At 63.8% G+C, this 11,033-nt stretch carries 13 protein-coding genes, 2 tRNA genes and 1 pseudogene; 10 read left to right on the plus strand and 6 right to left on the minus strand.

Features of this window, described 5'->3' with window-relative positions; all coding sequences use genetic code 11:
- Nucleotides 1–16: 16 nt before the first annotated feature.
- Entirely contained in the window at nucleotides 17–1,090 is a 1,074-nt protein-coding gene (locus CVM73_RS28040) for a YadA-like family protein (RefSeq protein WP_100235026.1), read from the minus strand.
- A 323-nt stretch (nucleotides 1,091–1,413) separates the two neighbouring features.
- On the opposite strand from CVM73_RS28040, the gene CVM73_RS28045 reads away from it, so the two are divergent.
- The 3 genes from CVM73_RS28045 (at nucleotide 1,414) to CVM73_RS28055 (ending at nucleotide 3,432) form a co-directional block, all read left to right on the plus strand.
- Nucleotides 1,414–2,385, plus strand: coding sequence for a helix-turn-helix transcriptional regulator (locus CVM73_RS28045; protein WP_100235027.1), 972 nt, complete (start codon nucleotides 1,414–1,416; stop codon nucleotides 2,383–2,385).
- 441 nt (nucleotides 2,386–2,826) lie between these two features.
- The gene (locus tag CVM73_RS28050) at nucleotides 2,827–3,105 is read left to right on the plus strand and encodes a type II toxin-antitoxin system RelE/ParE family toxin (protein ID WP_100235028.1); all 279 of its coding nucleotides are present in this window, start codon (nucleotides 2,827–2,829) and stop codon (nucleotides 3,103–3,105) included.
- Nucleotides 3,106–3,117: 12 nt separating this feature from the next.
- Nucleotides 3,118–3,432, plus strand: coding sequence for a HigA family addiction module antitoxin (locus CVM73_RS28055; protein WP_100235029.1), 315 nt, complete (start codon nucleotides 3,118–3,120; stop codon nucleotides 3,430–3,432).
- A 106-nt stretch (nucleotides 3,433–3,538) separates the two neighbouring features.
- Here CVM73_RS28055 and CVM73_RS28060 read toward each other — a convergent pair.
- A tRNA-Arg gene (locus tag CVM73_RS28060) sits at nucleotides 3,539–3,615 on the minus strand.
- A gap of 116 nt (nucleotides 3,616–3,731) precedes the next feature.
- A complete protein-coding gene (locus tag CVM73_RS28065) occupies nucleotides 3,732–3,971 on the minus strand; it encodes a hypothetical protein (RefSeq protein ID WP_100235030.1) in 240 nt (79 codons plus the stop codon).
- A 234-nt stretch (nucleotides 3,972–4,205) separates the two neighbouring features.
- Between CVM73_RS28065 and CVM73_RS28070 the strand changes: the two genes are divergently transcribed.
- On the plus strand, nucleotides 4,206–4,562 hold the full coding sequence (locus tag CVM73_RS28070) for a hypothetical protein (protein WP_146006669.1): 357 nt from the start codon (nucleotides 4,206–4,208) through the stop codon (nucleotides 4,560–4,562).
- A gap of 37 nt (nucleotides 4,563–4,599) precedes the next feature.
- Here the strand turns inward: CVM73_RS28070 and queD are convergent, their stop codons facing one another.
- The 3 genes from queD to CVM73_RS28085 all read right to left on the minus strand — a co-directional run bounded on the left by queD (nucleotide 4,600) and on the right by CVM73_RS28085 (nucleotide 6,861).
- Complete coding sequence (queD, locus tag CVM73_RS28075; protein ID WP_100235032.1) at nucleotides 4,600–4,956, minus strand: 6-carboxytetrahydropterin synthase QueD; 357 nt, start codon at nucleotides 4,954–4,956, stop codon at nucleotides 4,600–4,602.
- Nucleotides 4,957–5,024: 68 nt separating this feature from the next.
- A tRNA-Arg gene (locus CVM73_RS28080) sits at nucleotides 5,025–5,101 on the minus strand.
- Nucleotides 5,102–5,361: 260 nt separating this feature from the next.
- Complete coding sequence (locus CVM73_RS28085; RefSeq protein ID WP_100235033.1) at nucleotides 5,362–6,861, minus strand: sensor histidine kinase; 1,500 nt, start codon at nucleotides 6,859–6,861, stop codon at nucleotides 5,362–5,364.
- A 350-nt stretch (nucleotides 6,862–7,211) separates the two neighbouring features.
- Here CVM73_RS28085 and rpmH point away from each other — a divergent pair, with 350 nt between their 5' ends.
- From rpmH to CVM73_RS28115, 6 genes and pseudogenes are all read left to right on the plus strand, one after another.
- Nucleotides 7,212–7,346, plus strand: a complete 135-nt coding sequence (rpmH, locus tag CVM73_RS28090) for a 50S ribosomal protein L34 (protein ID WP_008542748.1) — start codon at nucleotides 7,212–7,214, stop codon at nucleotides 7,344–7,346.
- 27 nt (nucleotides 7,347–7,373) lie between these two features.
- A complete protein-coding gene (rnpA, locus tag CVM73_RS28095; RefSeq protein WP_100235034.1) occupies nucleotides 7,374–7,760 on the plus strand; it encodes a ribonuclease P protein component in 387 nt (128 codons plus the stop codon).
- 16 nt (nucleotides 7,761–7,776) lie between these two features.
- On the plus strand, nucleotides 7,777–9,627 hold the full coding sequence (gene yidC / locus CVM73_RS28100) for a membrane protein insertase YidC (RefSeq protein WP_100235035.1): 1,851 nt from the start codon (nucleotides 7,777–7,779) through the stop codon (nucleotides 9,625–9,627).
- A 112-nt stretch (nucleotides 9,628–9,739) separates the two neighbouring features.
- Entirely contained in the window at nucleotides 9,740–10,393 is a 654-nt protein-coding gene (gene yihA, locus CVM73_RS28105; RefSeq protein WP_100235036.1) for a ribosome biogenesis GTP-binding protein YihA/YsxC, read from the plus strand.
- Nucleotides 10,393–10,758: a DUF423 domain-containing protein gene (locus CVM73_RS28110; protein WP_167407109.1), complete on the plus strand. Its 366-nt coding sequence runs from the start codon at nucleotides 10,393–10,395 to the stop codon at nucleotides 10,756–10,758. The genes yihA and CVM73_RS28110 overlap by 1 nt, the downstream gene beginning before the upstream one ends.
- Nucleotides 10,759–10,905: 147 nt before the next feature.
- A pseudogene (locus CVM73_RS28115) lies at nucleotides 10,906–11,033 on the plus strand (IS110 family transposase); the annotation flags it as partial.

Genomic DNA, 11,033 nt, shown 5'->3' on the forward strand with positions numbered 1-11,033 from the left:
GGCCCTATCGTTCGCCTCAAAACTCGGCAGCGAAACCGACGCGGCCGATATGCTCGCCGCCGCCGCCGTTGCTGTAGCTGCCGTGGACGATCAGCGGTGTCGACCATTGCAAGCGATGGGCGAAACCGACGCTGGCACCGGTTTGGCCACGGTAGAAGCCGGTGCTGAACGAGAAGGTGGTACGGCCCGGCGCTGATGGAGTGATCAGCGGTGCCAGCGCGGCCGCCGCCGCGATCCCCCGCCGTGCCTCAGTGCTGAGCGAACTGAGGCGGTTGTTGATATCGCTAAGCTGGGTGTTGATGGCGTTGATCTGCGAATTCACGCCGGCAACATCGCCGGCGGAGGCAAGCCCAAGCTCGGCGGCCGTGCGGCCCGCGAGATTGCCACCGGCGTCCGACGTGACGAACTGCAGCGGTCCCGTCTGCACCGCCTTGCTTGCAGCCGAGGTGATGCCCGGTGTGGTGTAGGTCGTGCTCCCTGTTCCCATCATCACCTGATTGGCCCGTGTGGTCGTGGCGCCGGCGCCAATGGCAGTCGAGTTCGTATGGGCCGCGTTCGAATTCGTGCCGATCGCGATGCTATTCTGCGTGAGGGGAACGCCATCGCCGTCGGCGGTCCCCGCATTTGAATTAATGCCGATCGCGATGCTGTCTTGCCCACCGGCACTGGCCGCATTGTCGGTCGTGCTGGCGCCGCCGATCGCGATGGAGCCACCGCCCGTGGCGGCCGTATTCGCTCCGATCGCGGTGTTGTTGCCAGAGCCACCAAAGGAACCACCGAAGGCACCATAGCCTACAGCGGTATTGAAGCTGCCTGCGGCGAGGCCGCCCGTAATCGCACTGGTACCGAGCGAGGTGTTTTCACTGCCACCAACGGCGAGCGCATTGTTGCCGACAGCCAACGAATTTGCGCCAGTCGCCAACGCCTGGCAATTGAAACTGGAAAGCAAATCGGTATTCGGGTTGCTGCCGGAATTACATCCTGCCAACGCCGGTGTCGGTGGTAGACCCAGCGTCAGAATGCCGGACGTGATGATGACCAAGCCCGAGAGCAGCGCCGCACGCCAGTTGCTACAAATAGCCTTGTGCATGATGCAATCCCCTTCGCTTCGTCCGACGAATAGCGGCGCGTGACGCGCCGGTCTTGGCGAGAGGCGAAATCCCTTACCGCCAAAGACGAACTATCGCGGCTTTGAAGGAGACTGTTGCTGCGCGACCACGGCGCTGCCGAGACCCCTGCGGCTGTCACAATGCCGGCAAGAATTTACTGTCACAGGCGTAGTCAACGAGCGGGATTGCGCACGGCACGGCGCGTGCGGCGCAGCCGAAGCGGGCCAGAAGCGAACTGTCACGACTTTTGCATGTACAATGACCATGCTACCACCGTGCCGCCGGAGGTTGTGGGAGGCTTGTCATGTCGGAGGACTTCGCACCGTTACTGGTCTCGACTGCTGCGCTTCCAGACCGCGATCGGTTACCGTTCTGGCGCGAGGTCTTCGGGCGCAAGATGGTTCGCCTCGACATCGAGCCTTTATCCGAAGCGCCGTTCGAGGCTGACTCAACGCTACGAGTTCTACCCGGCCTGCGCACGATGACATGGCGCATGCGGCCAGCGGCGCGCTTCCTGCGGACGCCGGAGTTGATCGCGGATGCCGACGATTCCGTAGGCTTGCTCCTGAATCTGGTTGGGGATTTGTCGTTGTCGCATTGTGGTCGCGAGGCGTCGCTCGGCGAGAAGGACGCAATCGCAGTTCTTCATGGTGAACCCGCCGCAGTGTGCTTTCGCAATGCCAAGGCTGCAGTCGTTGTGCCTCGTGCTGGGCTCGCTCCGCTTGTCGCCAACATCGAGGACGCGGCAATGCGGGTGATCCCGCGCGAGAGCGATGCGTTACGGCTGCTGACGGGCTATCTGAAGATGGTGCATGAAGGGCTCCCGCTTGCGACGCCGGAGCTCCGCCAGCGGGTTGCGGTCCATGTTCTGGACCTCGTCGCCATGGCGATCGGCGCAACCAGAGACGGTGCGGCCATTGCGGCGGAGCGTGGTGTGCGGGCAGCGCGGCTGGTCGCGGTCAAGGCCGACATTGCGGCGCGGCTTGACCGGCGCGATCTGGGCCTGGCTGCCGTGGCGGCGCGCCAGCAGGTCACGCCGCGCTATGTGCAAATGCTGTTCGAGAGCGAGGGCATCACCTTCTCGCAGTTCGTGCTCGAACAGCGCATGACCCGTGCTTACCAGATGCTGACGAGTCCGCGCTATGCCGGATGGACCATCAGCGCGATTGCACTGGCGGCCGGATTTGGCGATCTCTCGCACTTCAACCGCAGCTTCCGCCGCCGCTACGGTGTGACGCCATCAGACGCGCGCTGCGCCGGTCACCCGCCTCGCTGAAAACAGGAACACCGGAGAGGTCCTCTTCAGTGTTCGAACCACTCGTCTGAATCTAGGCGGCCTGTGTTGGTGGGTAGCTGGCTGTGGTGCTGAAACTCTCAGAAGTCGCGATGATGGATGCGGGAGTGAGTGCAGCAGATCGCGCCGAGGCAAAACCAGCACTCGTCTCGACGAGAACAGCGGTGCCAGCGTTGGAGGGCTTGATCGGCTGCAGGCGCTTCCAGCATGCTCCAGCTATCGAAATGGCGCGCCACGGCCGATGAAGATAGGCACTACTGCTTCGCCGTGGCACTATGATGCTGTGCGCGGCAGTGCGCGATTCTTGGCGGGGCAGCGACGCGGTAGCGCAGGGGCGCTGCGCTTGTTGCTGCGCAAGGCACAGGGCAGCAATGTAAGCTAATTATTGACAATAGTCAGCTAATCGCTTACGTTGCCAACAGCATGATCAGAAGCTTCAAGAGCAAGCCGCTCGCCGAACTTTGGGAGAAGGGGCGAACGTCGAAGATCGATTCGAAAATGCATGAACGTGCCCTTCGTCGCCTGGATCGCTTGGATGCCGCGGCGACGCCGCAGGAAATGAACATCCCCGGCTTTGATTTTCATGCTTTGAGAGGCTTCAAACCGACGCGCTATTCGGTCCATGTGAACGGGCCGTGGTGCATCACATTTGAATTCGAGGACAGCGAAGCCTGCCGGGTTGACTTCGAACAATATCACTGAGGAGAGACAATCATGGTCTATGGCGCTAAGCGCAATCCAGATCGCTGCCCGACCCATCCTGGCGCTTTGCTGAGAGAGGACGTGATCCCGGCGACCGGCAAGACCAAAGCCGAGATTGCACAGCTTCTCGGCATTTCGCGGCAGCATCTCTACGATGTTTTGCGCGAGCGCAAGCCGGTCTCTCCGGCTGTTGCGGTTCGACTCGGCAAGTTGTTCGGCGACGGCGCCGGGGTCTGGGTGCGCATGCAAGCGGCTTACGATACCTGGCACGCGGAACGCGAAGAAGACGTGAGCGGCATTCCCACGCTTCGTCCCAGAGCGGCATGAGCGCAAGCACGGTGGCAGCGACACCGCAGCGGCACCAGGCAAAGGCGTAGCTGACAATGGCGCCTCGCGCGCATCGGCGGCCGCCCTGTCGTGAAGGATCGTACAGTGGCGCGCCCGGAACGATTCGAACGTCTGTCCCACAGATTCGTCGTCCGATGCTCTATCCAGCTGAGCTACGGGCGCGTTTTCGCGGACAGCGATTGCGGGCGCGCCTGCGACGCCCGGTTCGTGAACCGCAACGGTGCTACGGCCGATGAAGATGGGCACTATTGCCGTGACTGCGCCGAGCGCGCCGCATGCTAGGCACGGCCTCTGATCTCATAGTGACCCGGCACGCATTTGTAGCGTTCGATTCGCCAGTTCGCGTGATAGAGCGGATGTTCACCCATCCACTTCGCGAGCGGCGCCTGCGCCCCTTTCAGACAGCCCTGAAACGTGATGTCGGGCGTCATGTTGCTGTCGGTCACGATCTCCTCGACGCAACTTCCCACAGCGGCACCAGCGAGATGGCAAAGAACTGCAACGACCGTCACGAACATGCATCGCATCCTTTCCGGTTTCACCGGGGCCGATCGCGCGCACGATTGCCGCTTCCTTGCCCTGGAATGACGGGTCCGATCTTACGAAGCACGATCCGCGCGTCATCATACTTTGGTCCCGATCATACTTTGGTCCTGATGCGCGACCGTAGCGGCCCGCAGTACTTATTGTGCACTCGATCAATTAGGCTGGTCGCACCCGGACAGGAGGCGCGTATGGCTGGAAATGGATTGATGTCGACGGCTGCCCGATGCGCGCCTCATGGAGGTGCGGCTCGCCAGGATGCACCACATCAAATCGTCTATCTGATCGTCGAAAATATTGTCGGATGGCCCGGCAGGGCCGGCCGGAAAATCCAGGTCGCACGGACTGACATCGAAACCGTCATCGCGCACCTGTTCGCCGGTCGTTTCCAGGATCCCGTCCGCATCCTCGCCCTCGATCCGCTGGGCCATTGGTCCAAGGACCTATCGAGAGAGCTTGCGGAGGAAATCCAGACCCGTTGCGACATCGACGCCATGGCTGTGCCGGAGCATATCCAGGACTTCGTCAGAAGCCACTCGGCTGCCCCGGTGGCGGTCGCCTGTTGATCTCGTCGAGCGGGAGGCTGCGGCACGCGGTCGCGCGTCACCGCCCCTGATATTCGGCCCAGCAGTCCGCCGTTTCGTAGACGCGAACAGCCGAGATTTGCCGCAGGCTCGGCGCCAGCCGATCCCATATCCAGATCGCAATGTTTTCGGCCGTCGGGTTCTCGAGCCCCTCGACGTCGTTCAGGCACCTGTGGTCCAACGCGCCCACGATGTCAGCAAAGCACTTCTCGAGATCGAAAAAGTCCACGACGAAGCCCGTGCGCGGGTCGACCGGTCCGTCGAGCTGAACTTCGATCCTATAGGAATGACCATGCAGCCGGCTGCATCGGTGCGTCTCGGGCACCTTGGGGAGCCGGTGCGCCGCCTCGAATTTGAATGCCTGAGATATCTTCATCTGGTTCCCGACAGCGCGCGGCCGATCCGCGATCTCGGATGCCGGGTTGCCTGACCGGCATCGAAGAATGGCGCGCCCGGAACGATTCGAACGTCCGACCCTCAGATTCGTAGTCTGATGCTCTATCCAGCTGAGCTACGGGCGCGTGTTTCGCAAACAGCGCGGGCAGGACCCGCAAGCAGCCCCCGGCGGAGCCGGAGGGGGTGCGAAAGAGCGCTCTGACTAACCGCTCTTGTCCCGATTGGCAAGGTCCGGGATGGGGAGATTTTGCAGGGCGATGACGGTTTAGACGTCATTCCTGGGCGATGCGCAGCATCGAACCCGGAATCTCGCGCCAAACCTCGGGATTCCGGGTTCTCGCTGCGCGAGCCCCGGAATGACGAGAAACTACAGGCCTTTGGCCGACTACGCCCTCTGCCGCTCGTTGCGGATGGAGAGCAGTTCCACGGGACGGTCGGGAATGACGATGCGGAAGGTGGCGCCGATGGTGCCTTCGACCAGGTGGATGTCGCCGCCATGGGCGCGGACCAGCTCGGCGGCGATGGCGAGGCCAAGGCCGCTGCCGCCGGGACGGCCGGAGGTCTGGAAGGCCTCGAACAGGTGCTCGCGGGTCTTCTGGGGGACGCCGGGGCCGGTGTCGGAGACCTCGATAATGGCGACGGCGCCTTCCCGCTTTCCGGTGATCCGGATCTGCTGCAGGCGGCCCTCGCCCGACGCATGGCTTTCGAGCGCCTGGGCGGCGTTGCGGACGAGGTTGAGCAATACGCGGAACAGCTGGTCGGGATCGGCATCGATCGCGAGCCCACGCTCGATCGCGGCGACCCAGGCGATCGAGGCGTCGTTGGTGAGCCCCGCGGTTTCGCGCACCTCCAGCACGACCGGCTCGATCAGGACCATGCGGCGGTCGGGCGCGGCCTCTTGGGCGCGGCCATAGGACAATGTCGACTGGCAGAAGGCGATGGCGCGTTCGAGCGAGCGCACGAGCTTGGGCGCAAAGCGCTGCACCCGCGGATCCGGCACGCTGGCGAGCTGGTCCGACAGCAGCTGGGCCGAGGCGAGCAGATTGCGCAGATCGTGATTGATCTTGGAGACGGCAAGGCCAAGGGCGGCGAGCCGGCTCTTCTGATGCAGCATCGACATCAGATCGCGCTGCATGTCCGACAATTCGCGCTCGGCCACCCCGATCTCATCGCTGCGCTGGCTCGGAACGATGATCCCGGCCGAGCTCTCGGGGTTCTCGTGGAAGCCGACCAGGCTCGCGGTCAGCCGCCGCATCGGCCGCACGAAGAGATAGTGGAGCGCGAGATAGACGAGGCCCGCGGTCAGCACCGCGATGATCAGCGCGACCACCACGACGTTGCGGGAGAAGCGGTACATCTGCTGCCGCAGCGGCAGCTCGTCGGTGACGATCTCGATGAACTGGGCATTGCCGACCCCGGGGCCGACGACGCGGATGGCCTGGTTGCCGGTCTCCAGCATCATCCGGAACGAGCCGGTGATCGCCTCCCAGGCCGTCATGTCGCGCAGGTCGATGTCATGCTCGATGGCGGCCGGAATGTTGTCGCTGGCGAGCAACCGGCGCTGCTGGCCCATCTTGATGGCGACGGCGCGGGCATTGATGCTTTTCAGGATCTGGCGCGACAGCGAATCGGGCACCATGCCGAGCGGCGCCGCATCCAGCACCAGCGCCGCAGTGTTGGCCGCCGCAACGCGGTCGTTCAACCGGTTGACCCAGAAATTGGCGATGGCGGGCACGTAGAGCAGCACGGCGGCGATCATCACCAGGGGAATGGTGAGCAGCAGCAGCTTGCCAGACAGCCCGAGCCCGCGCGACCCGCGGGGCCGCATCGCCGGCTGGTCTGGCTGATCCAGATCCTGGATCGGCTGGCGATCTGTGGATGCCACGAAATTCGCCCCTGTTGGCCTTGGCTGATGGGAGGATGCGACCCGCCCGGAGTCCGGTCAAATTACGGATCGCTAATCTACCGAGGTGGGATGTAAGCGCTGATATCGCGAGTCGCCACCTCGAGGGTTAAAAACCTCGCGCAAACAGCGATATTGACGAAAATCGCGCGCTTGTGCGGCGTTGACGAAAAGAAGGCGCTCCCTTATAAGCCGCGCGAATTGTCCGCGATGACCCGGTGCGACACCGGGAGCGGCTCTCTTGGGGCCGGAAAGGGCCCGTTTTGGGCCGCATCTTCCGGACTTTACCATCAATTCTACAGGCAAATTGCCCGGTCAGCGGAGAAAAACCCGTGAAGCGGACTTATCAACCCAGCAAACTGGTGCGCAAGCGCCGTCACGGCTTCCGCGCCCGCCTCGCCACTGCCGGCGGCCGCAAGGTCCTCGCCGCCCGCCGCGCCCGCGGCCGCAAGCGTCTGAGCGCCTGAGCCGGACCCCCTTTTTGGGATTTCATCATGGATCGGCTGAGGCAGCGGGCGGATTTCCTCGCCGTTGCCAATGGCGCGCGGGTGAATAATCCCGCGTTCGTCCTGCAGAGCCGCCGCCGCGATGATCTTGGCCCTGTCAGGATCGGCTTCACCGTCACCAAAAAGAACGGCAACGCCCCCGAGCGCAATCGCATCCGGCGCCGGCTTCGCGAATTGGTGAAGCGGCTCGATCCGGTGTCGATGCGGCCCCATCATGATTATGTCCTGGTCGGACGAAGGAACGCGCTCTCGCGCGACTTCGCCACCATGCTCGACGATCTGCGCATAGCGTTCACGAAGCCCGCGCGGCATACGGCCGAAGCGCGCGGCCAGAGGCCGGGTCGCGCCGCCGCGACCAGCCGCAAACCGGATTGATGACGAGACATTCGAGATGACCGACAATCGCAATACCATCCTCGCCGTCATTCTGTCCGGCCTGGTGCTGATCGCCTGGCAGTATTTCTACAACGTGCCGCAGATGGAGAAGCAGCGCGCCCAGCAGCAGGCGCAGACCGAGCTCCAGAAGACCACGCCACAGCCGACCGCCTCCGCGACGCCCGGTGCCGCGCCGCAGGCGGGCGGCGCGACCCAGCCGGCAACGCCGGGTGCGAGTCAGCAGGCCCAGCCGGTCGTCGCCCGCGACGCCGCGATCGCAGCCAGCCCGCGCGTGAAGATCGACACGCCGCGCATCGCCGGCAGCATCTCGCTGAAGGGCGGCCGCATCGACGACGTCGCGCTGGTGCAATTCCGCGAAACGGTCGACCCGAAGTCGCCGCCGATCATTCTCTATTCGCCCTCGGGCACGGCGGAGCCCTATTACGCCGAATTCGGCTGGGTGGCGGCGACGGGCGTGACGGCGAAGATGCCTGATGCCCAGACCGTCTGGCAGCAGGACGGCAGCGGCAGCCTGACGCCATCAACGCCGGTGATGCTGAAGTGGGACAATGGCGAAGGCCTCACCTTCCGCCGCACCATTGCGGTCGACGACCATTATCTCTTCACCATCAAGGACAAGGTGAGCAATGTCGGCAACGCGCCTGTCACGCTCTATCCGTTCGCGCTGATCTCGCGCCACGGCGCGCCGCAAGTGTCGGGCTACTACATCCTGCATGAAGGCCTGATCGGCTATCTCGGCGACCAGGGCTTGCAGGAATACGCCTACAAGAAGGTCGACGAAGCCAAGCAGGTGAACTTCAAGGCCACCAATGGCTGGCTCGGCATCACCGACAAGTACTGGGCCTCGGCGCTGCTGCCGGACACCAATGCCCAGCTCCAGGCGCGCTTCTCGTCGAACCCGGTCGGCAACGTCCACACCTACCAGACCGACTATCTGCTCGACCCCGTCACCGTCGCGATCGGCGGCACTGCGACCGCAAACGCGCGGCTGTTCGCCGGTGCCAAGGAAGCGAGCGTCGTCGGCGTGTTCCCGTTCGCCGGCCTCGGCGGCTACAACAAGGAGCTCGGCCTCAACCATTTCGATCTGTTGATCGACTGGGGCTGGTTCTACTTCATCACCAAGCCGATGTTCCTCGGCCTCGACTTCTTCTACCGCTTCTTCGGCAATTTCGGCATCTCGATCTTGCTCGTCACCGTGATCGTGAAGCTGTTGTTCTTCCCGCTGGCGAACAAGTCCTACGCCTCGATGGCGAAGATGAAGTCGATCCAGCCGCAGCTTCAGGCGCTCAAGGAGCGCTATCCCGACGACAAGGTGAAGCAGCAGCAGGAGATGATGGAGATCTACCGCAAGGAGAAGATCAATCCGGTCGCCGGCTGTCTGCCCGTCTTGATCCAGATCCCGGTGTTCTTCTCGCTCTACAAGGTGCTGTTCGTCACCATCGAGATGCGGCACGCGAAGTTCTACGGCTGGATCAAGGATCTCTCGGCGCCGGATCCGACCAACCTGTTCAACCTGTTCGGGCTGATCCCGTTCGATCCGACCACGATTCCCGTGTTCGGCCACTATCTCGCGCTCGGCATCTGGCCGATCATCATGGGCATCACGATGTGGTTCCAGATGAAGCTGAACCCGACGCCGCCGGATCCGACGCAGCAGATCATCTTCAACTGGATGCCGCTGATCTTCACCTTCATGCTGGCGGGCTTCCCGGCGGGCCTCGTGATCTACTGGGCCTGGAACAACCTGCTCTCGGTGGTCCAGCAGAGCTACATCATGCGCCGCAACGGCGTGAAGGTGGAACTGTTCGACAATCTCAAGGCGACGTTCGCAAGGAAGGCGACGTAAGTCTCTCACTCTGTCATTCCGGGATGGTGCGAAGCACCAGACCCGGAATCTCGAGCTTCCGGGTTCGACGCTTCGCGTCGCCCCGGAATGACGGTGCAACAAAGAGCTTCGCATGACTGACAACACCGATGCGAAGCTGATCGAGGCCGGGCGAAAACTGTTCGCCCGCGACTGGCAGTTCATCTGGGCCTCGCCTTCGATCGCAACGCTGCCGCCGATGGCGGGGCTGGAGATCGCCTTTGCCGGCCGCTCCAATGTCGGCAAGTCCAGTCTGATCAACGCGCTCACCGGCCGCAACAACCTCGCGCGCACCTCGCATACGCCGGGCCGCACCCAGGAGCTGATCTTCTTCGAGGTCCCCGGCAAGGGCGACCTGCGCCTCGTCGACATGCCCGGCTACGGCTACGCCAAGGCGCCCAAGAGCCAGGTCGCGTCCTGGACCGAGCTGATCCACAAATTCCTGCTGGGGCGCGCCTCGCTGGCGCGCGTCTACGTGCTGATCGACGCGCGGCACGGCCTCAAGGACGTCGATCTCGAAGTGCTCAAGACGCTCGATCGCTCCGCCGTCAGCTACCAGATCGTGCTGACCAAGGCCGACCAGGTGAAGGCCGCCGAGCTGCAAGCGCGCATCGCCGAGACCGAGGCTGCCCTCGCCAAGCACCCGGCCGCGTTCCCGACCGTGCTCGCGACCTCGTCGCGCAGCTCGACCGGCATGGAGAGCTTGCGCGCCGCGATGGCGAAGCTCTTGGAAGAGCGGGCCTCGTGATGCTTGCGCACCGCCTGTTGCTTGGGCTTGCCGGCTTGATGGGCGCCGCCGGCGTCGCTCTGGCCGCCGCCTCCGCCCACGGCACCGATGCCAGCCGGCTGGCCTCGGCGAGCGCCATGCTGCTGTTTCATGCAACGGCCATACTTGCGACCGTCGCCTTGCTCGCGCGCGGCCTTCTGCACGGCGGAATTGGACTCGTGGCGGCGTTCGGCTTCGTGATCGGTGCCGCGCTGTTCGCGGGCGACCTCACCTTGCGGCAATATGCCGGGCACTCGCTGTTTCCCTACGCGGCGCCGACTGGCGGGACGGTGATGATCGCGAGCTGGCTGGCGGTGACGCTGGCGGCGGGGGTGGCGCGGGGATAGGACTCGGGCCCCGGACGCAGCGCAGCGCTTCTTCAGCGGTGCGCTGCAGAGCCGGGGCCCATGGCGGCTCTGTTGGGGTGGACGGCCCCCGACGGCATCAGTGTGCCAGAATGAGGTCGGTTTAGATCTCAGACGAGGGAGCCGTCCGTGAGCGAGATTATCCGAATTGGAGTGGATACGTCCAAGAGTGTTTTCCAGCTGCATGGGGTTGACGCAGCGGAGCAGCCGGTGTTGCGCAAGAAGCTGCGCCGGCGTGACATGCTGGCCTTCTTCGC

It is taken from the genome of Bradyrhizobium forestalis (genome assembly GCF_002795245.1).
In the GTDB taxonomy this organism is placed as follows: Bacteria; Pseudomonadota; Alphaproteobacteria; order Rhizobiales; family Xanthobacteraceae; genus Bradyrhizobium; species Bradyrhizobium forestalis.

Coding starts and splice junctions, on each gene's coding strand:
- CVM73_RS28070 (WP_146006669.1), top strand. CDS start 4,206: ATGTCGACGGCTGCCCGATGCGCGCCTCATGGAGGTGCGGCTCGCCAG.
- CVM73_RS28055 (WP_100235029.1), top strand. CDS start 3,118: ATGGTCTATGGCGCTAAGCGCAATCCAGATCGCTGCCCGACCCATCCT.
- CVM73_RS28065 (WP_100235030.1), bottom strand. CDS start 3,971: ATGTTCGTGACGGTCGTTGCAGTTCTTTGCCATCTCGCTGGTGCCGCT.
- yidC (WP_100235035.1), top strand. CDS start 7,777: ATGACCGACAATCGCAATACCATCCTCGCCGTCATTCTGTCCGGCCTG.
- CVM73_RS28110 (WP_167407109.1), top strand. CDS start 10,393: ATGCTTGCGCACCGCCTGTTGCTTGGGCTTGCCGGCTTGATGGGCGCC.
- yihA (WP_100235036.1), top strand. CDS start 9,740: ATGACTGACAACACCGATGCGAAGCTGATCGAGGCCGGGCGAAAACTG.
- CVM73_RS28045 (WP_100235027.1), top strand. CDS start 1,414: ATGTCGGAGGACTTCGCACCGTTACTGGTCTCGACTGCTGCGCTTCCA.
- CVM73_RS28050 (WP_100235028.1), top strand. CDS start 2,827: ATGATCAGAAGCTTCAAGAGCAAGCCGCTCGCCGAACTTTGGGAGAAG.
- CVM73_RS28040 (WP_100235026.1), bottom strand. CDS start 1,090: ATGCACAAGGCTATTTGTAGCAACTGGCGTGCGGCGCTGCTCTCGGGC.
- rnpA (WP_100235034.1), top strand. CDS start 7,374: ATGGATCGGCTGAGGCAGCGGGCGGATTTCCTCGCCGTTGCCAATGGC.
- queD (WP_100235032.1), bottom strand. CDS start 4,956: ATGAAGATATCTCAGGCATTCAAATTCGAGGCGGCGCACCGGCTCCCC.